12 protein-coding genes are annotated in these 26,582 nt (G+C 45.0%); 8 read left to right on the top strand and 4 right to left on the bottom strand.

Annotated features, from left to right (window positions below; translation table 11 throughout):
- Positions 1–98: 98 nt before the first annotated feature.
- Positions 99–1,646 carry an arylsulfatase gene (locus R7Q46_RS23695; protein WP_005376560.1) on the bottom strand — a complete coding sequence of 516 codons (1,548 nt, stop codon included), beginning with the start codon at positions 1,644–1,646 and terminating at the stop codon, positions 99–101.
- A gap of 306 nt (positions 1,647–1,952) precedes the next feature.
- On the opposite strand from R7Q46_RS23695, the gene R7Q46_RS23690 reads away from it, so the two are divergent.
- The 3 genes from R7Q46_RS23690 to R7Q46_RS23680 all read left to right on the top strand — a co-directional run bounded on the left by R7Q46_RS23690 (position 1,953) and on the right by R7Q46_RS23680 (position 4,984).
- Positions 1,953–2,339, top strand: a complete 387-nt coding sequence (locus R7Q46_RS23690; RefSeq protein ID WP_005376561.1) for a winged helix-turn-helix domain-containing protein — start codon at positions 1,953–1,955, stop codon at positions 2,337–2,339.
- Between the two features lie 80 nt (positions 2,340–2,419).
- Positions 2,420–4,774, top strand: a complete 2,355-nt coding sequence (locus R7Q46_RS23685) for a fatty acid cis/trans isomerase (protein ID WP_318077820.1) — start codon at positions 2,420–2,422, stop codon at positions 4,772–4,774.
- A gap of 18 nt (positions 4,775–4,792) precedes the next feature.
- Positions 4,793–4,984 carry a hypothetical protein gene (locus tag R7Q46_RS23680; protein ID WP_005376565.1) on the top strand — a complete coding sequence of 64 codons (192 nt, stop codon included), beginning with the start codon at positions 4,793–4,795 and terminating at the stop codon, positions 4,982–4,984.
- A gap of 50 nt (positions 4,985–5,034) precedes the next feature.
- Here R7Q46_RS23680 and torS read toward each other — a convergent pair whose 3' ends face one another.
- Positions 5,035–7,998 carry a TMAO reductase system sensor histidine kinase/response regulator TorS gene (gene torS, locus R7Q46_RS23675; RefSeq protein WP_230238015.1) on the bottom strand — a complete coding sequence of 988 codons (2,964 nt, stop codon included), beginning with the start codon at positions 7,996–7,998 and terminating at the stop codon, positions 5,035–5,037.
- Between the two features lie 43 nt (positions 7,999–8,041).
- Here torS and torT point away from each other — a divergent pair, with 43 nt between their 5' ends.
- Both torT and R7Q46_RS23665 read left to right on the top strand, forming a co-directional pair.
- Positions 8,042–9,091: a TMAO reductase system periplasmic protein TorT gene (gene torT, locus R7Q46_RS23670; RefSeq protein WP_318077821.1), complete on the top strand. Its 1,050-nt coding sequence runs from the start codon at positions 8,042–8,044 to the stop codon at positions 9,089–9,091.
- Positions 9,092–9,155: 64 nt separating this feature from the next.
- Positions 9,156–9,611: a methylglyoxal synthase gene (locus R7Q46_RS23665; RefSeq protein ID WP_005376571.1), complete on the top strand. Its 456-nt coding sequence runs from the start codon at positions 9,156–9,158 to the stop codon at positions 9,609–9,611.
- 77 nt (positions 9,612–9,688) lie between these two features.
- Here R7Q46_RS23665 and helD read toward each other — a convergent pair whose 3' ends face one another.
- A complete protein-coding gene (gene helD, locus R7Q46_RS23660) occupies positions 9,689–11,758 on the bottom strand; it encodes a DNA helicase IV (RefSeq protein ID WP_138940154.1) in 2,070 nt (689 codons plus the stop codon).
- Between the two features lie 323 nt (positions 11,759–12,081).
- Between helD and yccS the strand changes: the two genes are divergently transcribed.
- The 3 genes from yccS to R7Q46_RS23645 all read left to right on the top strand — a co-directional run bounded on the left by yccS (position 12,082) and on the right by R7Q46_RS23645 (position 15,038).
- Positions 12,082–14,235 (top strand): YccS family putative transporter, encoded by a 2,154-nt coding sequence (gene yccS / locus R7Q46_RS23655; RefSeq protein ID WP_005376573.1) that lies wholly within the window; start codon positions 12,082–12,084, stop codon positions 14,233–14,235.
- 189 nt (positions 14,236–14,424) lie between these two features.
- Positions 14,425–14,655: a hypothetical protein gene (locus R7Q46_RS23650; protein ID WP_005376575.1), complete on the top strand. Its 231-nt coding sequence runs from the start codon at positions 14,425–14,427 to the stop codon at positions 14,653–14,655.
- An 80-nt stretch (positions 14,656–14,735) separates the two neighbouring features.
- Complete coding sequence (locus tag R7Q46_RS23645; protein ID WP_047101396.1) at positions 14,736–15,038, top strand: hypothetical protein; 303 nt, start codon at positions 14,736–14,738, stop codon at positions 15,036–15,038.
- Between the two features lie 184 nt (positions 15,039–15,222).
- On the opposite strand, the gene R7Q46_RS23640 is transcribed toward R7Q46_RS23645, so the two are convergent.
- Positions 15,223–26,582: cadherin-like domain-containing protein (locus tag R7Q46_RS23640; RefSeq protein WP_318077819.1), on the bottom strand; the 11,360-nt coding region annotated here is incomplete at its 5' end.

Genomic DNA, 26,582 nt, shown 5'->3' with positions numbered 1-26,582 from the left:
TTTAAAATACAAAACGCCCGATGAAGTACATCGAGCGTTTTAGTTAAAAAGTGTCAACCCATATCAGGACGGGTCAGTGATACTTCACTTAGCTTTTCCTACTTATTTGGGTTCTCTTTTAGTTTCTCCATCACTTGATCGAGCGAGAAGCTTGCTGCTTTTTGCCTTGGTGGGAACTCTTTAAACGTTTCAAGGAATCTGCCTACGTAAGCTTGCGCAGGAACAAGCATGTAAGCACGGTCTAGCATCCAGTCGTAGTAAGTGTTAGAAGTGATATCAGCCACTTCGTAAGGATCCATACGCAAGTTGAAGATCTTAGGAACACGAAGTGTGGTGAATGGTTCAGCCCAAATACGCAACGTACCTTTTGCTCGTTGCTCCATAAAGACCAGCTTCCATTTGTTATAACGAAGTGCAGTTAAGTCTCCATCATCTGAGAAGTAAAAAATTTCTTCTCGTGGGGCCTTATCCTCTTTACCAGTCAAATATGGTAGGAAGTTATAGCCGTCTAGGTGAACTTTGAATTTCTTACCATTCGCACTATAACCTTTGAGCAATTTCTCTTTGATATTGTCATCACCCGCGGCAGCAACGAACGTTGGCATCCAGTCCATGTGATGCATGATATCATTCGAAACAGAGCCAGCTTTAATTTTACCTGGCCAACGTACCATCGCAGGAACTCGGTACGCACCTTCCCAGTTGGTATTTTTCTCTCCACGGAATGGCGTTGTACCTGCATCTGGCCACGAGTTCATGTGTGGGCCATTATCGGTGGAGTAAAAGACGATTGTGTTGTCTTTAATACCCAAATCATCCACTTTTTTCAGTAGCTGACCTACATGGTTATCATGCTCGACCATACCATCTGCATACTCGCTGATACCTGTTTTTCCAGAGTTCTCTTCTTTCACATGAGTACGGAAGTGCATACGAGTTGCGTTCCACCAGACAAAGAAAGGTTTTTCAGCCTTGACTGCACGATCCATAAAATCGAGTGCCGCATCTAACGTCTCTTCATCCACGGTTTCCATGCGCTTACGAGTTAGAGGTCCTGTATCCTCAATTTTGCCATCAGCGTACGAACGGATAACGCCGCGCGGACCGAACTTTTTACGAAACTCAGGATCTTTAGGATAATCGACGTTTTCTGGCTCCTCCTCGGCGTTCAAGTGATAAAGGTTGCCAAAAAATTCATCGAAGCCGTGATTAGTAGGAAGGTGTTCATCTTTATCACCTAAGTGGTTTTTACCAAATTGCCCTGTCATATAGCCCATCGGCTTCAGCATTTCGGCAATGGTTGCGTCCTCTTCCTTCAAGCCAAGATCAGCACCTGGAAGCCCCACTTTACTCAAACCTGTTCTAAGAACGGTTTGGCCCGTAATGAAAGTAGAACGGCCCGCTGTACAAGATTGCTCACCGTAATAGTCAGTGAACATCATGCCTTCTTTGGCGATACTGTCTATATTTGGTGTTTTGTACCCCATCAAGCCAAACGTGTAAGCACTGAGATTGGACTGGCCAATATCATCACCCCAAATGACGAGAATATTTGGTTTCTCTGCTGCGATACTGCTACTTGTCGCACCGATTAAAGCGGCGGCAAGAATCGCTAATCGGCGTTTAACGCCATATTTCGCTGTCATATAAACCTCTGTGTGTATTAGAAAAGTGCTTCCTGCAACAGAATGTATAGTTCACAAATAGCGGATAAGCGAATTTACTAAATGAGAATTCTTTCTATCTTTGCCTAACATTACACCGTTATTTGTAGCTAATACGCACTCCAATAGCACTTTAGTTCAGAGCGCCATGGCACCATTCATCACTACTGTTAATCTCAAGTATTAAGATTGTCTACGCATATCACAGTGCTCATAAAGTACCTGATTGCTTTTATATAAATATTAATGATAATACGTTTTACTACTATTAATAATTAAGGTACCCGTGTGCTTGACTCCAAGGTTTCAAATGGAAAAACTTCCCAATGCCAACACAACGGCGTTCACCATAATGATGAGGAGCTATTACTAGATAAGCGCACTCACTCTGTGGTACTCAATTACTTGCCAAACAAGAAATCTGTTCAGTTAACAAGCATTCAATTTAAGCTGCTGCAAACTCTCACTCACCATCAAGACCAAGTACTTAGTAAGCATTTTCTTTACGAAACAGTACTAAAACGTGAATTTACTGAACATGATCGAGCACTCGATATGCACATGAGCAGAATGAGAAAGCGTCTAGTTCACGAAGGCGTTCCAACAGACAGAATTCAGACAGTCCACCGCCAGGGTTACATTTTCAAGCGCTCAGACAATCAACAGAAAAATTAACGCTAATTGACCCAACTTTTGGTAATTGACCGCTTATTTTGCTTTAATTAATGCAAATTCTAATCACGTAAAATAACTCAATGAATTTGCGCTTAATTTTTACACTTTGCATTGCTACTTTGTTTGCCGGCTGTGCAACCTATGCTGGTCTTAACTATGACCAACTGTTTGGTCCACAGCTCGTGCGTGAACGCACAGTTGACGTGGAAACCCCTCAAGCAAACTTCTTCCAAAGCGAAGTTAAACCCATTATGGATAACCGCTGTGTCGTCTGCCACGCGTGCTACGATGCACCATGTCAACTTAAGCTCTCTTCTGTTGAGGGCATTGACCGTGGTGCGAGTAAAGCACTGGTATATGAAGGAACAAGACTCACAGCCGCAGCACCAACACGCTTATTCGAAGATGCAGAAACAACCCAAGAGTGGCGCGATGCGGGTTTTCATCCGGTTCTCAACGAACGTGATCAAAGCATGGCAGCCAACATTGATGCAGGCCTTATCGCACGTTTGCTACAACAAAAGGAGCGCCACCCATTGCCTGACCAAGTCCAGTTAGAAGGCTTTGACTTTTCGATAGACCGAGAGCAAACCTGTCCAACGATTGAAGAATACGAGCAATACGAAAAGGATAACCCGACCTGGGGAATGCCTTTTGGTATGCCAAACCTATCAAACAGTGAATACCACACACTCATGACTTGGTTGGAAAACGGCGCAATAATGAACGTTCACCGACCTGTTAGTGAGAAAGAGCAAGCGCAAATAGATAAGTACGAAGCATTACTTAACCACTCTGATTTGAAAAATCAGCTGATGGCTAGGTATATATATGAGCATTTATTTTTATCTCATCTCTACTTTTCGGAACTCGATGAAGATCCCCGATTCTTCACGCTCGTCCGCTCTGCTACACCACCAGGACAGCCCGTCAAACGTATTTCAACGCGTCGCCCGTACGATGATCCAGGGGTTGAACGTGTGTTTTATCGAATTATTCCAGAGCAAGGGACCATAGTAGATAAAACTCACATGCCATTCGCGTTAAACAAGCAACGCATAGAGAACTGGAAAACTTGGTTTATTGATGCTGATTACATGGTTAGTCAGCTACCGAGTTATGAACCAGAAGTTGCTGCAAACCCGATGACATCATTCATCGACCTTCCAGTGAAGTCGCGCTTTAAGTTCATGCTAGATAATGCACAAAATACAATAATGGCATACATCAAAGGCCCAGTTTGTCGTGGCCAACTGGCATTGAATGTTATCAATGATCGCTTTTGGGTGTTTTTCCTTGATCCAGATAAAGCAGACATCCCAGAAGTAAATGAGTTTTACCGATCTCAGGCTGATAATCTAAAACTACCGGCAGAGCAAGAAAGTAACACGCTACCTGTTACCAACTGGGTCAAGTACGCGCGTCAACAAGCTCGCTACCTAGAGGCTAAATCTGAGTTCACTAATAACTGGTTTAAAGAAGGTGAAAACCTATCCACCGATGTAATTTGGGACGGTAATGGCACCAACCATAATGCGGCATTAACGATATTCCGCCATTTTGATAGTGCTTCTGTTGTTCAAGGGTTAGTTGGTGAGCAGCCTAAAACAGTGTGGATTCTTGACTACGCGTTACTAGAGCGTATCCACTATTTGCTTGTTGCTGGGTTTGACGTTTACGGTAACTTCGGCCACCAGCTCATGACACGAATGTTTATGGACTTCTTGCGTCTAGAAGGCGAAAGTAACTTTATCTCGTTGTTACCCGCGGATATGCGCCATGAACTTCAATCTAGCTGGTATAAAGATCAAAGCCCGCAGTTGAGTGACTTTTTACAACGAAATGTGAAGCCGTTTAACCAACCAACCAGCGTTCAGTATAAGAGTGACGATCCAAAAACGGAGTTGGTGGAGTTGTTGAGCGAACATGTTTCAGATGTGCTTCTGCCTCGCTACGAAATTCAAGACACGGCTCTTTCTGCGAGTAGTGAAAAGCAACTAAAACGTATTGACCACGTTCGTGGTGAAGGCCTAAAAACCGTTCCGCAAATCACTATGCTTATGGTGAGAAGTCAATCAGGGGAAAATGAACTGTTCACCTTACTTCACAACAATGCACACACAAACATCTCTAGCTTGTTTGATGAAGAAAGTAACCGTGACTTTGCTAACGATGATATGACCATTGTACGCGGCGTTGTGGGAAGCTACCCTGCGGCATTTTTCTCGATCAACGAAAACCAAGTAAAAGATTTTGTCGATCAATTTAGTGCCATCCAAAACGAGTCCGATTACGTTAAGTTATTGGATAATTTTGCGATTCGTAGAAGCTCAGAAAAATTCTGGTCATTTAGCGATCGTTTACATAATTGGTACCGTACAAAACAACCGATCGAATTTGGATTACTTGACTATAATCGTTTTGAGAATCGATGATGATTTAAGGGGGTTCTCATGGGTATCCGAGATAACATTGCCGCTCTTGAACAACAGATTTACGTTGCTTGTTCTGAGGGAGACTACGAAACGGTCAATATGCTTGAGCATCAACTCGAATACTTGCGTGGCAAAGTGGAACATCCTTTTGATGATGACCCTTATGCCCTAGACACTCGATTCGAGTGGGAAGATGACATGACCGAATAGAAAAAACCTCCGGAAAGCCGGAGGTTTTTTTATTTTCAATGCTCGATGGATTACTTCGCCATTAACTCATCCAGAGCTTGAATTGATGCAGACACTTGAGAAACTAAATCATCTTTAGTCGCATTATAGGTATCTAAAGGTTGAGCCGCGGCTTCAATTGCTTGGCAAGCGTTCATTAATGCAGTTAGTCCTAAACTTCCCGCGCTGCCCTTTAATTTATGGGCAAGGTTCTTTACTTCTTTACTATCATTGTCCTCAGCAGACGCTTGCAGTTTGCTTAATACATCAGTGCTGGTGGATCTAAACAGATTAATAATGTGCAACATCTTATCTCTGCCCAAGATTTTCATATCGGACTCAATCACGCTCGGATTAATGATAACCACATCGGGTTCCTTTGTTTTAGGTGCTTGAACGACCTTTGATTGTAGCTCTTGTTCTTGAGGCGAAATTTGATCAAACGGGGTACAGTCGGCATTTTGTGGCAACAACAACGGCTTTCCGTCTAGCGCATCCTGAATCAATGCCGCGAGTGCCTCTTTTGCCAATGGCTTAGGCAAGTATCCGTCAAAACCAGCGGCTAGATAGCGCTCAACTTCTTCCGCAAAAACGTGCGCAGACACTGCAATCATTGGCGTGACGGCAAGCGCTTTATTGGCCGGCTTATCACACTCAATCCGCTTTAAGCGTTGGATCAACTCAGTTCCATCACAATCAGGGAGGTTGATGTCGACTAAAGCGATATCAAAATCCTGTGTGCTGATCAGTTGCTCTGCTTGTGAGCCGTTTTCCGCCATCACGACTTGATGCCCCATGCTTTCTAGAAAACCTTCCGCGACCACTCGGTTGACTTCATTATCTTCTACCAGCAAGACCTTTGCTTTCACTTTGCAACGTGCGGTTGCCACGGTTCCTGTTTCAACAGGTTCGCTTTCCTCTAACGGAATAGAGAACCAGAATCGGCTACCATTTCCCTCTTCGGAATCGACTTCTAAAACACCGCCCATCGCTTCAATGATTCGCTTACTGATGGCAAGTCCAAGCCCCGTACCTCCAGTTTGGCTCATCCCACCTTCAGCTTGCGTGAAGGCATCAAACAACGTTCTCTGGTATTTTTTGGCAATTCCTATTCCAGTGTCTGATACTTCAAACAGGACTTGCGACTCGTCCTCAGGGTTCAGGCTAACGTAGATATCAATTTCTCCTTCGTCAGTGAACTTAATCGCGTTACCAACAAGATTGTTCAGCACCTGACTGATTCTGGTGACATCCCCTTTCCAGTAGCGACTAACATCACTTTCAATATGGTAGGAGAACAGCAGCTTCTTCTCTTGTGCTCGACTGTTCATTAACTGGAAAGTGTCCTCCACCATTTGGTGTAAATCGAAGCCCATGTGACGAATTTCTAAATGCCCCGCTTCAATCTTGGAGTAATCCAGTACATCATTAAGGATCGCGAGCAACGTTTTACCACTACGATTAATGATTTCCGCATAACGCTTTTGAATTGGGTTGAGGCCTGAGTCAATCAGCAAGCGTGCTGTCCCCAACACTCCGTTCATTGGCGTTCTTATCTCATGGCTCATCGTCGCCAAGAATGCCGATTTTGCTCGGCTCGCTTGCTCTGCTTGCTTGCGAGCTTTAGCGTGATTCAAAACCTCTTCATTCAAACGGCGGTTGGCTTGTTTTAACTGCGAAGTGCGTTGCTCAACAAGCTCTTCTAAATGCTCTTTATGCTCCTCAAGCTCTCGCTTGGCTTGAGCTTCACCCTCTGCTACCACTTTTAGTGCTTGCGCGGTATTACGAGCCGTGATGATGGCCTGCCCCATATGCGCCAACTCATCTTTGCCTTTCACTTCCAACTCAACCGCTAAGTTACCCTGTGCCACAGACAGCAACGCAGCGGAATATTCCGCTAACCGCTTCACAACAGAAAGGTACACCACACGCCATAAAATCAGCACCAATACAATCAAACCAACAATTGAAATAACGGTTAGAGACCACTGAGCGAATTTCAATGTGCTGGTCAATTGGTCTACAGCGACGGTAGTGGTTTTGTTTGAATCATCAACCAATTTGTTGACCGTGCCATTAAGCTCTGAGAACAACTCTAATGTCTTTTGCATCAGCTGTTGTGACTGTTCGTTATTCTCGTATTGCTGCATCAGTATAGAAAATACGACCTGACGCTTGCCAAGCTCTATGAGCAGTTGGCTCATTTGCTTAGAGCGCGTAGGATCTTCCACAGCGAGTACACGGCGTTGCATGATTTTGAGGTTGCTATCGAAATCACTTTGAACCTGTTGAATTCGCTCAATATTCGTTAATGTCCGAGCCTCTTCAATCTGATTCAACATTTTAAAGGCCAACAAGTGCAGTTCATGCAATCGCTCAGTCAGATCAAGATCGACCTCCACCAGTGCATCTAGCGCCTGATAAACTTGCGATTTTTTATTCGATTCTAATAAGTCATAAATATGCGTGACGTTAGCAACAGCAATGGTGCTTGTATTCTGAACTTGCGTACGAGTTAGTTGTTCTAGCTCTTCACTGAGCAGACGCATTTCTTCAACACGAGTATCTATCTCTTTTGCAAGCCACAGCTTTTTTTCAACCGAAACACCGAGTTCTGCCAAATTGTCGATAACGTTCTGGACGTTATTCTCTAAAGCTTCTAACAATTGAGAATCGAACGACTCACTCCCGAGCTCCTTGATGTGAGTGAGTAAAGACTCGAGCTGTTCGAACAGCACTCGCCCTGACTCCTTTCTTTCCTGCTCGTTTCTTGCGTTCGACAACATTTGTACAGACGAAATAATACGAGTACTCAACTCAGAGACTTGTCTCGCCTCAATCATGGCGGGAATCGCAGAATCCACGACATTTCTTTCGGTTTTGGCAACCAAAGAAAATCCAGACACACCAATAAGTGCCGATAACATGACCAGTATTGCCATCGCAATGAAAGACAACAAAAGTTTACGACCGATGCTTGCAGTTGCTAGCAGCATATTTTCATGACCTTAATGTTCGTGTTCAGCGACATATTACGTTATATTTTGCAGTGTTTACTTAATCTATGCCAACGAACTTCATTTCATGGTTAAAAATCAACACGCATTTCGCACATTTTTCAAACATTCTGCAGCCACTTTAACCCTCGTTGCTTCTTTGCCAGCGGTTGCCGCAGAGAAAATATGTGCAATATACCCTCACCTAAAGGATTCATACTGGTTGTCAGTAAACTATGGAATGGTGTCCGAAGCGAAAAGAGAAGGTGTCGAGCTACGAGTCCTTGAAGCGGGCGGCTACCCAAACAAAACCCGTCAAGAACAACAACTCGCACTGTGTAACCAATGGGGAGCAGATGCGGTTATCCTTGGGACCGTGGACCCACAGGCTTACGAGCACTCACTTAAAAATTGGGTGGGGAATACTCCCGTTTTTGCTACTGTGAACCAACTCGACTTGGATGAAGAACAAAGTGAGTTGCTAAAAGGGACTGTCGGTGTTGACTGGCATTGGATGGGATACGAAGCGGGTCAACATTTGGCAGCTCGCCATCCAAAGGGGTCAGGAAAAACCAACATTGCCTTACTTTTGGGGCCGCGAACTCGTGGTGGTACGAAACCCGTTACTGCCGGATTTTATGAAGCGATACAAGGAAGTGATATCAACATTGTTGACTCATTTTGGGCAGACAACGACAAGGAGTTACAACGTAACCTAGTTCAACGTGTGATCGATATGGGAAATATAGATTACATTGTTGGCAGTGCAGTGGCGATTGAAGCGGCCATCAGTGAACTGCGCAGTGCCGGCAAAGCTGAGGAGATCGGTTTAGTTTCTGTGTACTTAAGTCATGGTGTATATCGAGGCCTGTTACGTAACAAAGTGCTCTTCGCACCAACAGATAAAATGGTGCAGCAAGGTCGGCTTTCCGTGATGCAAGCAACGCATTACTTAAGGGGTGAAGCTTATGACAAACATGCCTCACCAACCATCAAACCACTGACTCCGAAGACGCTTCATGACGACACGATCGAAGAATCGTTATCTCCGTCAGAATATAGGCCGACATTCCGTGTTAAGGCTGTTGATTGAAAGACCAAAAACGTGTTCTATTGAGTCACAACAATTTTAAAATCATACAAACGGAAACATCTTGATGCAAAAAACCATTCGTACCATGCCAACCCATAAACATGTGGCTTTGGTTGCTCACGACAACTGCAAACCTGAGCTACTTCGCTGGGTAAAAGAAAACAAAGAAAAGCTACAGAGTCACTTCCTTTACGCAACTGGCACGACAGGACACATGCTGAGTAAAGAAACTGGACTTGCGATTAAGAGCATGATCAGTGGTCCGATGGGCGGTGACCAACAACTAGGCGCTCTCATTTCAGAAGGCAAAATCGACGTTCTCGTTTTCTTTTGGGATCCACTGAATGCCGTACCTCACGACCCAGACGTTAAAGCGCTTCTTCGTATTGCTAGTGTTTGGAATATTCCTGTAGCAACGAACCGAGCCACCGCTAAGTTCCTGTTTAACTCCCCTCTTCTTGAGCAAGAAGTAGACATCGAAGTACCGGATTACGAAGCCTATCTTGCTGAGCGCATGTAAGCTTTGATGCCAACCAAATAAAGCAAGGGCGATACCAAGTATCGCCCTTGCTGTTTTTAACATTCTAAACGTTGCATTTAACGGGAAGTCACTATGGGATAGTCACCATTAACGAGCTCTTGAACGAATGCAGATCCCGCGCCAGTATGCGTGATCCAAACCTTCTCTTTCGCACGTGTAATAGCCACGTAAAATAGCCTGCGCTCTTCTGCGTAAGGGAATTTGTCTTTGGACTCCGTCAACGCACCATCAATGTGAATTTGCTTCTTCTTAGCGGGGAATTGTCCCTCATCCACAGAAAGAATAATCACAAAGTCAGCTTCGCGTCCTTTACTCGCATGGCAAGTCATAAAGCGAATATCGAGATTAGGGAAACGTCGCAACCAATCGTCGAACAAATCGGGCTTATGATAATGGTTACGTCCTAGCAATAAAACTGACTTGGTTTGCTTGGCTTGTTGATTCAAGTGATCCAAGATCTTTTCCACTTGATTGCTCGGCGCGGTATGTACGCTCTTCTGCTTGCGTTGTATGTGGCTGTTTAGTGTTTTCGGCAACTGCGATGGGTTTTGCTGCACGAATGTATTCGCTACATCACCAATCTGATTGTTGAAACGATAAGTTGTATCTAAGTGATGAACGGTTGAGTGAGCAAAGCGTTCTTTAAAACCAGTGATAAGATCGACATCCGCTCCTGCAAACTGATAGATAGCTTGCCAATCGTCGCCAACAGCAAATAACGTCGCACCTGCTTGTTTCTGAGTGGATTCACACAGTGCTTCAATCAATGCCAGACGGTCTGGAGAGATATCTTGATACTCATCGACCATAATAAAGCGCCATGGCGAGACAAACTTTCCTTTATTCACATAATCTGTCGCACGACTGATCATGGTTGGGAAATCCACTTGGTTGCTTTCTTTAAGCATTTTCTGCCACGCTGTAAAACATGGCCAGCATAAGGCGAGTTCACTATTTAAACGCGTATAGTCTTGGTGGTTTACGAGCTTTTCTTGTACTTGCTTTTTGGTCAACCCTACCGCCGCTAAATGAGACAGCTGCGAATCTAGCCAAGCGATCAGTTTTGGATTTTCTGAATGGCTTCCTAACTCATCATCCCCTTTTAGGTACGCAATCGGCCATTTGTCTAAATGTTTTTGCCAACGTTTAAAGTTGGTGGGTGTCATCCAATGTTTTTTCAACCAGTCTACACACCATGCCGTTCGTTGATTTTCGTCCAACGCTAAAGGGCTAATTTCGACAGGTTGCTGTTCGACTTGTTTAAGAATATACAAGCCCAACTGATGGAATGTGTTGACGCGCACACCGTCTGCCGCCATGCCCACTTTATCTACTAAGCGTTCTTTCATTTCAGTCGCCGCATCACGACCGAACGCTAACATGAGAAGCTCTTCTGCTTGAGCCTGATGGCTTTGCAACAAATAGGCAACTCGTGCGGTTAAAACGCTGGTTTTGCCCGAGCCGGCACCAGCAAGAACTAAGTTGTGGTCGTCGTTGAGTAATACCGCATATTGCTGGGATAAATTCAAAGGAGAGGATTCAATTTGATTAAACAGCACTTCCCAATTTGGACGTTCTGCTTCTAGCCAATCGCGATTACGCTCACCAAGCGCCTCAGAGGTATCAATGAGCCAAGGCTCTATTTGCGACATACGATTCGGCATTCGCATTTTGGCTTCTTCTAGGGTGGTTTTCATCTCGCTTAACTCTTGGTTAAGACTTTCAACCCAGGAGACCACTTGAGAATGCGATAAGTAAGCAGGCAAGTGCTTTAGTTTGTAAAGCTCTTCTTCCCACTTAGGTAGATACTCAGCCAGTTTTCGGCACTGAGTGTTGTGCCATTCTTGATACTGACGAACAGCTTCAAGAGCAAACTTACGGCATTGTGGCCACGGTAGTCCTTGTACTAGCCAACTTTGTTGTTTGCCTTCGTGCTCATGAGCAAAAAACTGCAAAGAGCTCCATAACAACCCACGCTTTACGCTAACTTTGCCATTCCAGATCGTAAAAGGAATATGTTCTTCACTGCCTATTGAGCTTAATAAAACACTGTTCTCTTTTATTTCGACGTGATGGTACTCATTTTGAATAAAAAACTGTGCTTTGCTAGTGGCAGTGAGCTGCATGAAACGTGCGCCTTTTAATTTAGAAGTTGTCGATTTATATCATTTTAAGGCGCCAAATTGTAGCAATGGCGAGCACCTAAGTAAGCATCTTCTTTTATTCTTTAATAAAATTCACATTACTGTCGATTTAGTAACCTAAAGCTCATTCTATTTGAAGCTGACTTTACAATTATAGACACATTGCGTGGCTGCTTTAGTATAAGTCAATGACATCCTGTTGATTTTATCAGCAACAACGAATTTTTCTTAAAGTAAATCATAAACGCGCTATAGTGGGTCTGGTAGTATTCCCCCTGTTCTTCATCGGAAACATAAGGCGCATTGTGCAAGCAACTTCTAAATTTCGGCTATATTGGGCAAACAAGACGATAAATTACAGCGTTCTTATCCTTATTACCTTACTGGGTGTGGTTATCCCAACTTGGTACTTCGAGCAAAACACGCTGATAACGCCATTAATATTAGGCGTTATTGCTGCTGCTTTGGCTGAAAGTGATGACAGTTTCACTGGACGCATCAAGGCTCTGATTCTCACCTTTCTCTGTTTTGCGCTTGCTGCTTTTTCAATTGAAATCTTGTTCGATACCCCTTGGGCTTTTGCGTTGGGATTATTTATTTCAACCTTCGGCTTCATCATTCTTGGGGCGATAGGTCCTAAGTACGCGAGTATTGCTTTTGGTTCGTTGCTGATCGCTATTTATACTATGCTTGGCGCACATGAAAGCACCAACATTTGGTTTCAGCCACTACTGCTTTTAACCGGTGCCGCTTGGTATTACTTCATGTCCATGATTTGGCAGATATTTTGGCCCCTTCAACCGGTGCAACAAAGCTTAGCCAATGTGTTCTTCCAAATGGCGAATTATCTTGATGCGAAAGCCAAGCTTTTTCATCCTGTGACCAACTTGACGCCACAACCACTACGGATTGAAGCTGCAAAATGCAATGCTGCCACGGTTACGGCACTAAACGCTTGTAAAACCACATTACTTAACCGATCGAAACGGGGTCACATTGATGGGCCTAGTGACCGATTTTTAAATATTTATTTCATCGCTCAAGACATTCACGAACGCGTCAGTTCTAGCCATTATCGCTATCAGGATTTAGCGACCGAATTTGAACGTTCTGATGTGCTGTTTCGTTTTAAATATCTTTTGGAGTCTCAAGCCCAAGCGTGTCGTGATATTGCACTAGCCATTCAGCTAGGAAATGAATACTCCCATACCGATCAATCTATTCTGGCATTAGCTGAAGTACAAAACTCTCTTGCTTATCTAGAAGAACAAAAGCAAGGGCACTGGAAACGTCTGCTGATGCAGTTAACATATTTATTCAATAACTTAGCGACGGTAGAAAAACAACTTAATAACATTAACAACCCAGATGTTGAAGGCCTCGAAGAAGATACCCTCGCCGATACCAACCCACACACGCTAAAAGCGATGTGGCAGCGTATATCAGCAAATTTACACAAAGATTCGATGCTGTTTCGGCATGCATTACGTATGTCAATTGCCTTAACGATTGGCTATGGAATCATTCAAATATTCAACATCGACCGAGGTTACTGGATACTCTTAACCACTTTATTCGTATGCCAACCGAACTACAGTGCCACTCGCCAAAAATTGACGGCGCGAGTAATAGGTACATTAGCTGGTTTGTTGATTGGTGTACCATTGCTGACTTTTTTCCCTTCTCAAGAAAGCCAGTTAGTATTTATCGTTATCTCTGGTGTGATGTTTTTCGCCTTCCGGATGAACAACTATGGGTACGCGACTGGTTTTATTACACTGCTCGTCCTCTTCTTATTTAATCAACTAGGTGAAGGTTACGCAGTTGTCCTTCCTCGACTAGCAGATACCCTCATCGGGTGTGTGCTTGCAGTAGGAGCTGTATTAGTTATTTTGCCCGACTGGCAGTCGAGAAGGCTTCACAAAGTTATGTCGGATGCGATAGAGGCGAACAAGCAGTATCTCGATCAGATCATTGGTCAGTATAGAATCGGCAAGAAAGACAATTTGAGTTACCGTATCGCTCGCCGCCAGGCCCACAATAATGATGCCTCACTCTCTTCTGCGATTAGTACGATGCTGGCGGAGCCTGGCAAATATCGCGCAGCTGTTGATGAAAGTTTTCGCTTCCTAACGTTAAATCACGCAATGTTGAACTATATTTCTGCATTAGGCGCGCACAGAACTCGCATCGAAGATGAGTCAATTCATAAACTCGTTTTAGATGCTCACCGTTGTATTCATCAGCATCTGGATGTACTTCATAAACAGCTTCACCAGCATTGTGAGGAGTGTGACCTATCTAATATTGATGATGCTGGACTCGAGCAACGCTTAAACGAATGGCGCGATGAAGACGACAGCTCTGCCCGCATGGTATTGCAGCAACTTCATCTTATCTATCGCATGCTCCCAGAGCTTCATTCACTTGCTAGTAAGTTTGCCGTCAGGGTAAGTTAGTAACATTCAAACCATATGTAAGAGGGAAGCGCTATATCGCTTCCCTTTTTCTTTTTACGTTTCCATCTACCCCAAAGTGGGTAATTATGTACCTTCTTAGGAAAAATCTGACGTATCACTTAACACACCTTGACAATATTCGGACAAAAAGCAATCGATCAAATTCTAATCTATTTTGGTTGAATAAATATGTTGTATCCAAAGGATGAAGAATTTCGGGCAACGACGGATAAACCGAATCACGACGAAGGTATTGAGATGAACGCACAACAATTTAATGAACTTAAGCAAAAGCTCAGTGATTTAACGGCAAGTCAGTTAAAGTCATTACAAGGTGAGATCAGCGTGAAACTAAATAAAGCGCAAAAACCGGTTCTATCTGGTGAAGAAAGAGAAATGCTTGCCAAACTGTTTGCCTAATCAAGTCATTGATATAAAACACTTGAACGTTTTATAAACTCCACCTATGCTCTCACTATCATAATGTTGGGAGTAGTGATATGCCTGTATCGGGAATTCAATCTGGATACCACATCGTTCAGATGTCACAACAAATGGCCGAGAAAGCTGCACATGGCATTAGCAATAATGTAAGTAAGGTAAAAGAAGAGCTTTCTGATCACAACATCGATTTAGCTGCGGTTGCGGATGTCGCAATAACAGCCTCAACACCTAGCCTTCCCTCTCAAAAAGTTGAATCTCTCATCAACCTCGCACAAGCCGCTGGTTATAACCGAGTTGGCGCGTCTGTCATAGAGAAAAACAATGAAATCATTGGCAGCTTGCTAGACATCCACGTTTAGGCGATTTAACGTCAAATTATCGCTATTTTAATTTCCAACTATCACTATAACGTCGTAACAAGATACCCCCTTTGCTTCGTTCTTGCTTTCTATTTCGATTCAAATATCTCCTGTTTAAAATCAAGCGTTCCCGAAAAAAATGGGCGGCTTATCAGAGCCGCCCATTTTTGTGTTGTATACAGGTTTATCCGTTATCAATAACACCGTTGTTGAGCAATGACTCTACAATCTCGTTGGAGCTGAGACCGTTGAAGTCGATTGAAGTACCTAAGTTTTCCACGACAATAGTCTGTTGAACATTTGCATCCGTCGTAATGTTCAGAGAAACACTTTCCGTCGATGCATCGTAGTCTGCCGAAATGTGACCAAGCAGATCATCCATGTCGATCATTGAGTTATTGAGATCAGAGATAACTTCACGTAAATCGATACTGTCTTCGTTAACAGTGAAGTCAGTAATGGTATCCACTGCCCCTTCATCAACGGAGTCTACCGTCCACTTGAAGATATCGCTGCCGTCTCCACCCGTTAAGATATCTGAACCTAAGCCACCGATAAGCACGTCATCGCCATCGCCACCCAGAATAACGTCGTCACCGTCGCCACCAATCAAGTTGATACCTGTGTCTCCACCGACTAAATAGCTGTCGTCCACTGCGGTTGACTGGTCAATATCGTCGCTATCACTACTCACATCCAAACTAATTTGGACAGGTGAAGACTGCGCTTCATCGCCATTAGATTCCGTTGATATCGCCGTAAGCGAAATATCGTAAGAACCGACATCAATACCACTGTTAGTATCTGTTGCGACAATTTCTAGCGTATCAATTTCATCGCTTGGTACTGTCCAAGTGGTACCATCGAAGCTAATACCTGATGGAGAAACGCCACTTGTTACCTCAGCACTAGCTGGTACGCCCGTTAGCTCCAAAGACAGCACCTCGTCAATATCAGTAAGCGCCGCCATGATTCCGACAATCGCTAAACCTTGACTGCTCGCGGTTTGGCTAGCCGCAATTTGACGAATGTAATTAAACTGAGGATTGATACTCAATGTAGGTGCATCAGCTACAGGTGTCACATTGATAGTGAAATCTTGATTCGCCTCCAATGCGGAACCCGATGCATTTTCGAAGTACACACCGTTGTCTTCGACTTTCACCGATAAAGTGATTGAAGCTGCGTTGACATCTCCTGCATCCACAAATACACCCTCAGAAGCGTCTGTTGCTCCAAGAACGGAGTTAATATTATCTGGTGTGCCCATTAGGGTTATTTCACCAGCCATCCCCGCCCCAACAGTCACACCACTACCTGCTGGCGGCTCGACACGAAGGTCGCCCTCGGTAACTGTAAGAGTCACCGTCATGATTTCATTCGCCTGCGCACCAGTGAAGTCGATGTCACTTACACTAATACCCGTTATTTTCTGGCCATCGGCTTCGTTGATCGTATCCGTTACCGATGCTGCAGTGATTTCAGGTGCGTCATTGGTCGCTTCAACATTCAACACTGCTGTGCCCGCGATTGTAATTGGGTCTGGAGCGCCGTTAGTGGTTCCGTCATCTGTGATTTCATAAGTGAAATTAACGTCACCAAAGAAATCTGCTGCGGGTTCAAACGTCCACTCTGTCGCACTCACTTGAGTCAGCGTGCCGGAAGCTGGGTCCACTAACGCAACATTATCGACGGTCAAGTTGTCTGACTCAGGATCACTTGCGTTGCTCAGCAACTCAGTAGCCGTAATAGTTACCGAACCACCATCTTCTTCGGTACTACTCAACGTTACCTCTGATGTTACCGGTGCATCGTTCACCTCAGTGACTTCGAAGGTCGCCGTTCCTGACACCGTTTGAGGATCTGAAACACCGTTCGTTGTACCGTTGTCGGTAATGTCGTAGGTCAGATCGACCTTGCCGTTGTAGCCAGGCGCAGGAGTAAATGACCATGTACCTGTTACGTTGTCGAAATCCAATGTGCCGCTGCTTGGATCAACCAACTGGACATTGCTCACCATCAAGGTGTCGTTTTCAATATCAGACGCATTCGCCAACAAATCAGCTTGGGTAATATCAACCGCCGTACTGTCTTCTGCGATATCAGAAAGTGTCACTTCAGACGTCGTTGGAGCATCATTGACTTCCGTTACGTTGAACGATGCGCTGCCGTTAACCGATTTAGGATCGGACGCACCATTTGTCGTGCCATCATCTGTAATGGTGTACGTGATTTCAACTGGACCGTTGTAATCTGGTGCTGGGGTAAATTCCCACTCTCCCGTGCCACTGTTGAAAGTAATGCTGCCCGAATTCGGATCCGTTAACTGAACATTGCTAACCGTGAGATTATCGTTCTCTACGTCTGTCGCATTCGCAATAAGGTCCGCTTCAGAGATGGAGAACACACCACTGTCTTCTTCAATATCCGGTAGCGTCACTGGCGTAGTTTCTGGGGTATCATTCACCGCTGTCACTTCAATATTGAAGCTGCTGCTGTTGGTATTTAGGGTGTCATCTACCCCACCAATTACGATACCTTCATTACCTTGGTCATCGACTGTCACGTCCACCTGAACGTCACCAAAGAAGTTCAGGTCTGGATTAAACTCAATCAGACCGTCTGCAATGGCATTGTTTAGATCGGCCACTGTGCCTTTCAGTTCAACGGAGCCCGTACCATCACCGCTCACGGTTAGGTTGTAAGTAGTGATGAGCGTTGGATTAAGCTTCAAGATACCGCTGTCGACGTTCACATTGAGTACGTATTCAGCATTCGGATCATCGAGTACAGCATCAATATCGGTAATGCTGAAACCATCAAGCAGCAATGGCGTATCTTCTGGTGTTTCCACATCCACGGTGTTGACGAACTCTGGACGATCGTTCACTGCTTCAACATCAACAGTGACATCAAACTCCTCTGCGGAGCCCAAGCTTTGACTGCCATCGAGCCCAGTATCAACGGCTTGCACTTTGAAATGCAGCGAACCATCCCATGAGTTATCGTTGCGATCCCCAGAATTAAACACCACTTGATCCAAGTCTTGAGCATTGATTTCTAAGACAAAAATGCCGCCGCCTTGGTCAGTAAACACGGCCCCATCAGGTAATGAAACACTCGCCCCATCAGGGACATTGGAGACCTCAACTCTCAGCGTCTCTGGATCATTTTCCTGGTAGTTTGCACCATCTCCGATGGACTCTTTGTTATCAACCACTAACGCATTTACATTAATAACAATGTCTTCGCCCTCATTACCTGCAGCCGAAGTATCGGGATTCACATCAACATCATCACCAATAGGATTAACAATCAGCGTAAAGTTGTTGTTTCGTTCCGTTGGAACTTGTAGCAACTCCTCTTGAATGAAGACCGTAATACCTATCTCAGCCTCGCCACTAAAGTGTTTTGGCGGTTTAATTTGGATGTCACTCAGGTCAATGGACGTCTGAGTGAGATCTTTTAGTTGAATACTCCATTCGCCCCCACCGTTGTTCTTAACAACATAATCAGAGGAATTGGATTTAACGATAAAGTCATCAGGAAGTCCCGTTAACTTGAGTGAAACGAAACTCTCAGAACCGTCATTATCGTTCAGGCTGATCGAAACACCAGAGCCCGATTGATTCAGCGAAATTAAAGTATCTTCGTCACCAATCACCGTGATTGGCTGCGTCGGATCGGCACCTGTAATGGTAATGTCATCAACGACTGGCGTAACTTCAAATGTGACATCGTCAGTGAAGGTTCTTACATCTATATTATCGCCAGAGTTATTCAAGATAGACTGATCAAACACAGCTTCATCAGTAATTTCTCCCTCGATATTAATCTTGACGGTATTTTGGCCACCACCTACGGGGTAATTTTCTTTTGGCTTAAACAGAACATTGTCAAGCGCACCAGCTAAAATCTCAGCTTCATTAAACTCAATACTGGTTCCTAAGCTGTTACCATTGGCATCAACAAACTCACCTAATGTTGTGTCATCAAGCTCTAACTTGATGTTCGTTAGTGTTTCTCGACCACCTTGAGTGTTGTTAAATTGATCGGCAAAATCAACACTCAAGTTAAGTTGGATTAAGCCATCTTCGTAACCAACACCATCCGCCGTGGGAACGTCGTTATTTAGATCAGTCACAGGTTGTTTGTTTGCATCCAAGCCGAAAGTACCGACGATATCTACTCTTACATTTGGTGTGACATCGCTATCCAACGGCTGATCCCCGGCTGAACTCGGAACGTCTGCAACCGGTAAAACCTGAACTGGAAACTGAACATTATTTTCTTTTTCATCACCGGACTCAGTGTCTTTAGTGACGAACCGAATTGGTAATTCGAAATCACCTGCGTAATCTTCTGCCAAGTGCATCGTCAAACCATCAAGGCCAGTAATATTTCCACTCGCATCGATATGGGCTTGGAACACGTATTTACCATTGACAAAGTCGATATCCGTCCCCGTGATCACCAAGCCAGGAGGAATACCAGGAGCTGAAGGATCGACGATAATAGTCAAGACATCCTCCACGCCATCTGCATTAATCGCATCAACTTTCGACGTTAACTGAGCACCAAGGTTAATAGAATTGTCTTCCAACGCTTGAATTTGGACATCATCAGCCACCTGAATCTCTGCCGCTACACTCATTTGCGGTGTGAGAACGGTAGGAAATTCAAGTGTCACATCCGTTTGGCGCATGACCGTCGCATCTTTTTCGTTGCCCAAATCTTCGCCCAAATCATTCACTTCTGCGTAAATGGTTAAGCCAATTTGAGAGAGACCACCGTTATCGCCATCGTCACTGTCATCGTTTGGTGTTAAATCAAGTCCAGACGGCGCTTTAATTGAGAAGTTGTCTTCATTAGTTACTGTCCAACGACCTCCACCTTCATTTAGTGCACCGACGATAACCAATTGGTTGAGGATCTCAGGGTCCACATTGTGAAATTGAACAACAAGTTGAGTCACCACTTCATCTGAAGACGCATCAAACTCTTGATATTTAATGATATGAGCACCAGATTCGCCCCCCATAGAAGTGTTGATCGTAAAGTCAATGTTACCTTGATCGTCTGACTTCACGATATCGGTAGCACCACCACCACTTTCAGTGACAAGCAGACGGGTTTGGTCGTCTATTGCCCCCGTCTTATCCTCTGGCTCAACGATTGGATTAACTTGGACATTCACCGTACCATTGATGGTTTTCTCAGCGATACCTTCACCGGGATTCGAAGCGTCAACATATTCATGGTCAATCTCTTTCACAGTGACGGTTGTGGTCAAGTCAAAGTCAGTACTTGAATCCTGCTCCAACTGGACTTGAACATAGCCACTTTGAGAGATTCTAGCGGAAAAATCTTGCTCTGATTCACCAGCTTGCGGTGAAAGCGTTAGTGTTCCAGAAACAAGCGCTTGTGCCACACCATCTACATAGACCGTGCTGCCTGGAGGAAATCCAGAGATGGTTACATCACTAAAGAATTCATCGGTATCAGGGCTTTGTACGAGCGTCGGTTTCCAATCGATGTTAAAGCGCGTATCTTCATCTCCCTCCGATCGAACAACGTAGTTATCTTGAGCATCAATAACGGGTTCGACCTTGATCCTTACCTCTCTTTCAATCACACGGCTATGACCATCATTCTCGGTAACAATGATCGTCCCTGTAATCGCAATATTTTCAGTTGAAGAGGCTTCCGGAATAATTTGAATACCGGAATTAAAATTCAGCCCAGTGATGTTTGCTTCGTAAATCGGTTGACCGTTACCATCATAGCCAACAAAGGTGAGGTCAACGCTTGAGCCGTCTGAATCTACGACACGAACACCGTCGGGGATGTTGGACAGGATAACAGTAATGGCTTCTGAATCATCCTGTGGTCTATCGGCAACTTCACCAGATACAACCGAGAAGTTAAGGTTTACAACACCATTCTCTTCGATAGTCGTCTCTATCCCGGCCACATCTCCGTCTACGAATCGGTTCCAAACGTTCCCCGCGTCAATTAATACCGTGTCTGGTATGTCAGCAACACCTTTTACACCAACGATGACGGTCTTACTGCCCAGTGACAACACATCTTCTGTCGTACCGGTAGACAATGATGCTGTGTCTTTCACAATGCCTTCGACATTGAAAGTAAAGTCATCATTGCTGTGCAACGGAGGAAGAACTTCGACGTTCGCTAATTCAGACTCTGGCACTTCGTAATAAAGTACATTGCCGCCTGAATCGGTCACTTCTACTATCTGACTTGGGTTTGCTGAGTCCAGCCACACCAGAGTAACCCCATCAATTGAGAAGTTAGAAATGCGCACAAATAACGCTTCAGAACCATCTAAGTCCGCTGATGGTTTCATGGTGATCACTTCACTTAATTGGAGTGGGTCGTGATCAATGACAGGGTCTACCGTATTTTGAGTTCGAGCGTTATCCTCAAACACATTAATTCGGTTTACAGTAAAACTACCTTTATCCGCAACTGGGTTTACATCAATAATGATGGTTTCGGTTTCTGAGCGAGCGGTATCTTTCCCAAGCAGTGGATTGTTGTTTTCCGTCGTAATAGCGGTGACATCAATTCTGATTTCGCCCGAGAAGTTATCTATCGGATCAACTTGAACTTCATCAATTCGGCTTGCATCCACCAGATAAACACCACCGGATTTTGGTATCGCACTACCATCTGAATAGACTAACTCTGCGTTACCTTCTCCTTGTGTAAAGACAAGCTCGTACACAATGCCTTCAGGGTTACTAGTGTCTTGGGTTTCAGCCGTGATGTTAAGTGCGACATTGTTTCCATCTTCATCAACCGAGTAGTTAAATTCGCTGCTTGCCGTCCACGTTGCAATATCTGCGACGGCAGCAACTTCAATGTCTAAACGACCATTAATCGTATGATCTGGCGTACCATTGTTAAGAATTTCCACGCGGATACGAGGATCGATACCAGAAGCATCGGTTGATGTATGACGATCTGGTACGAAGTACAAGTTATCTAACGAGACAAGCTCACCATTGAATGACTGCTCAACATTTGATGCGTCGAGAACAACCGTATTGCCCACAGATGTTAATTCAATGTAGTTGCCACTGCCGTCTCGGTAGTAGAACGTACCGTTGTGAGTATCAGCATCTCGAATAGTGATGTCACCTAAGCTCTCGTTACGGTCGATATCATGTAAATTGATAACCAAGTCGACTTTCGCAGGGCTAACATCCAGCGTCGACAAGTTGTCCTGAGTGTTTGCAGAGTCAACGCCCACAACGACACCATCACGCCCTTGGTCTTCGAACGCAGTAACGGTAGACGTGTCAATTTGCGCATTGCGGTCTCTTATCGAGATATCCACATCGGCATCTGCGATATCGCCATCACCATCGGTTGCAACAACGTTGATGGTGAAATCAATCGAGTCGGTTTCGGTATGGTCAAGATCGTCATTCGGACGGAATGACACACTGCCATCGGTTCGAACAACCAAACGACCGATTTCAGTATCCACTCCGTCAAGAACCTTGTGAACAAATACGACTTGGTCGCTGCCGTTCAAATCGACAGAATCAGAATCAACACCGTTTTGCTTAAAGTAAATGCCTGAATCATCAGCCGAGAATGAAGTCACTTGTGCGCCGTCAGCACCAAGGTCATCATCCCCCTCTACAGGGTCTCGGAATAAACGAACCGTGCGGCTGCCTTGTCCCTCAACACGTGAAATAGACGCATCGTGCAAGGTTGGAACATCATCGGTAATCGTCACTGGTAAGTTAATACCGGCCGTATCGCCATCGACATCGGTCGCAAAGACTGGGAGATCAAGTATGAGTGTATCTTCGCCTTGAGTTGAGTGATCTAGCGCACCCTCAAGCGTAAACTTGTAAGAGCCGTCAGCGTTCAAAACTAGCGTGAACACTGATTTACCATCAGGTGTTTGACCTTGATAAGTAAAGTTGTTGTTGCTTACCGCGGTTTGAACTAACGTCACCGCAAGACCACCTGAAGTTACTCCTGGTATCGGGTTAGAAGTAAGATCTAACTGGTAAGAGACAACGGTATCTGCCCCTTCCACCGTATCGAAATTGCCCGTTGCTTCTAGGCTGTCTTTGTTGGTTGCCTGAGAGCCGCTGGCAAGGTCATCCTCATCAACAGCCAAAGCATCTGCTGATTTAATTTCGGGAATGTCATCAACCACGGTAATTGGAAGATTCAGTGATGATGACGTGTCACCATCAAAGTCTGTTACTGTAATTGGAATATCAATGACAAGGTTGTTTTCACCTTGAACAGCGTCATGGTCGATTGGTCCCAACAGCTCAAATTGGTAGCTGTCATTATTCGCATCAAGAGACAGCGTGAAGATCTTAGTTGATGTGCCAGTAATAACCGCTTCGTAACTGGTTACTCCACCATTCGTGCTTACTAGATTCAACTCGATGCTGCTGCCGTTCGACGTTAAACCAGACACGACTGCATCGAGGTCTGAAACTTGGTAGCTGACAATCTTGTCTGAACCAGCAACGACCTCAAATCCACCGTTCAATACCGTAGAATCATTACTTGTCGTGTCAGAGCCACCGGAAAGATCATCTTCATCAACGGTTTGTTGGCTAGAGTCTGTCACTTTCACAATAGCTGGAACATCGTCCACCACGGTGATCGGCAAGGTGATGTTATTGGACACATCGCCATCAAAATCAGTCGCGTTGACTGGGAAGTTGATGACTAACGAGTTTTCATCGTTACCCGCAGGATGATCAAGTGCACCCAACAGTTCAAATTCATAACTGTCTGCTGAACCATTTAGCGTCAGTTTAAAGACGGTGTCCGTCGTACCTTGTACATAAGCTCGGTACTCAATCACACCGTTTGAATTTGAAAACTCAACCAACTCAAGCGGTTGACCACCTGAGGTAAGTCCAGAAACAGGCGACGTTAAACTATCCAACTGGAAGCTAACGATAGAATCGGCACCATCAGTAACGTCAAAGTTGCCACCAATGATATTGGATTCTGGCGTGTCGTCCGAACCTTGGCTTGGAATATCATCCTCATCCACAGACAAGGTACTACCAGAGCTAATAGCATCAATGGTTGGCTTGTCATCTACGATCGCCACTGGCAAGGTCGCAGTGATGGTATCGTTGTCGCCATCCGTGATCTTCACAGGTAGATTCAACAAAATTTCATCAGAGTTAACCGCGTGATCTAACTGACCAGATAACTCAAAGTCGTATTTACCATCTTGATGAAGTGTCAACGTGAAGACCGTCACTCCACCCGGTGTTTGTCCCACGTAAACAAGCGCGTCAGCAGTTGAAGCGCCAACGTCTTGAGAAAGTGTTACCTCTTCTCCACCCGATTTCAGATTCGGGATAGGATTTGAGCTTAGATCCAATTCGAAAGCATCAATACCATCTGCGCTAGTGACTTCGAACTCACCTGATACCGTTAATGGCTCTTTCGTTCCATCAGAACCAAGAGGTAAGTCATCTTCTTCGATACGCAGACTTTCAATATTGGTAACCACTGGAACATCGTCCACTACGGTAATTGGCAATGTGAAGGCTGGTGAAGTATCACCATCATTATCTGTCGCCGTCACAGGGAGGTTAATAACAATCTCGTTTTGCTGATTACCATCTGGATGATCAAGCGGCTTCTGTAAATCGAACTCGTAGGTGTTGTTCGTCGCATCCAACGTCAGTTCGAACACCACTTCAGCAGGATTGCCAGCGACACCTTGGTATACGTTCACGCCGTTTGCGCTAGAAGACAGAACTAAGGTGATAGCTTCACCATCTGAAGTCAGTGACGCAACAGGCGTGGTCAGGTCACTCAGCTGAATAGAAGCAACTTGGTCAGCACCTTCGGTGATATCAAAAGTACCTGAAATAACAGTATCTTCTGCACTTGCAGCATCCGTACCTGCTGGTAGGTCATCTTCATCAACGGTTTGTTCGCTGCCTGCTAGCAAACCATCAATGGTCGGAACATCATCCACAACCGTAATTGGTAAGGTGATGTTGTTCGACACGTCTCCATCAAAGTCAGTCGCGTTTATCGGTAAATTGATGACCAGTTCATTTTGGCCATCAGCATTTGGATGATCGAGAGGAGCAAGCAAATCGAACGTGTAGCTGTCATCAGAGGCATCAAGGGTCACACGGAATACTGGTGTCGTCGTGCCATCAATACGAGCTTCGTAAACTGAAACGCCACCTGCGTTTGATACTTCAACCATAACCAGAGATTGACCACCAGAGGTCAGGCCTTGTACTGGCGTCGTCAGGTCAGAAACGCTGTACTCCAAAATGCCATCAGAACCATCAGTCGCGATGAAGTTACCTGCAATGCTGTTCGACTGCGTACCATCAGATCCGACTGTTGGGATATCGTCCTCGTCAACCGTTTGCACACTTGTTGCTTCGATGCCACCAAGTGTCGGTTTGTCATCAACGATCTTGACAGGAATTGTCTCAGCAGACGTGTCACCATCAAAGTCGGTCGCGATGATTGGGAAGTTGAGCGTTAACTCATCACTATCAACAGCATGATCGATTGGGCCTTCAAGTGTGAAGTTATAAGAGCCATCAGTGTTCACTGTCAGTGTAAAGACCGACTCGGTGCCTGCTGTTGCTTGATAGGTAAAGCTGCCATCGCCGTTTGCGGTTTCAGTTAGCGTGACTGCCACGCCTTGTGATGTGAGTCCAGCCACTGGTGTTGCAGAAGCATCGAGCTGATAGCTCACTACTCGGTCCGAGCCTTGTGTGGTGGTGAAGTTGCCATCGATTGAAATCGGGCCAGTCTGATCTGAGCCAATCGTACCTAAGTCATCTTCATCAACGGTAATCGCATCAACATCGGTAATGGTCGGTTTATCATCCACGATGGTGACTGGGATCGTTTCTGTGGTGGTATCACCATCAAAATCCGTTGCGATGATTGGGAAGTTCAGTGTCAGCTCATCACTGTCTGTCGCATGGTCGATTGGACCTTGCAGCGTGAAGTTGTATGAACCATCCGTATTTACTGTTAGCGTGAAGACCGATTCAGTACCTGCCGTCGCTTGGTAAGTGAAGCTACCATCACCGTTTGCAGTTTCAGTCAGGGTCACTGCCACACCTTGCGATGTTAGGCCATCAACTGGCGTTGCAGCAGTATCTAATTGGTAGCTTACTACCCCATCAGAGCCTTGCGTTGTAGTGAAGTTACCATCGATTGAAATTGGATCTGCGCCGTCAGAGCCAATTGTTGCTAAGTCATCTTCATCCACACGGATCGCGTCTACGTCGGTGATGGTTGGTTTATCGTCAACGATGGTGACAGGCAGTGTTTCTGTCGAGGTATCGCCATCAAAATCTGTTGCGATAATCGGGAAGTCGATTTGCAGACTGTCGCTGTTCACCGCATGGTCTAGTGGGCCTTGCAGAGTAAAGGTGTAGCTGCCATCTGGCTTCACCACCAATTCAAATACGGCATTGCCATCTGCTGTGGCTGTGTAAGTAAAACTGCCGTCGCCGTTAGCAGTTT

Source organism: Vibrio sp. 811 (assembly GCF_033339195.1).
This window is presented reverse-complemented; position numbering and strand designations above follow the sequence as displayed.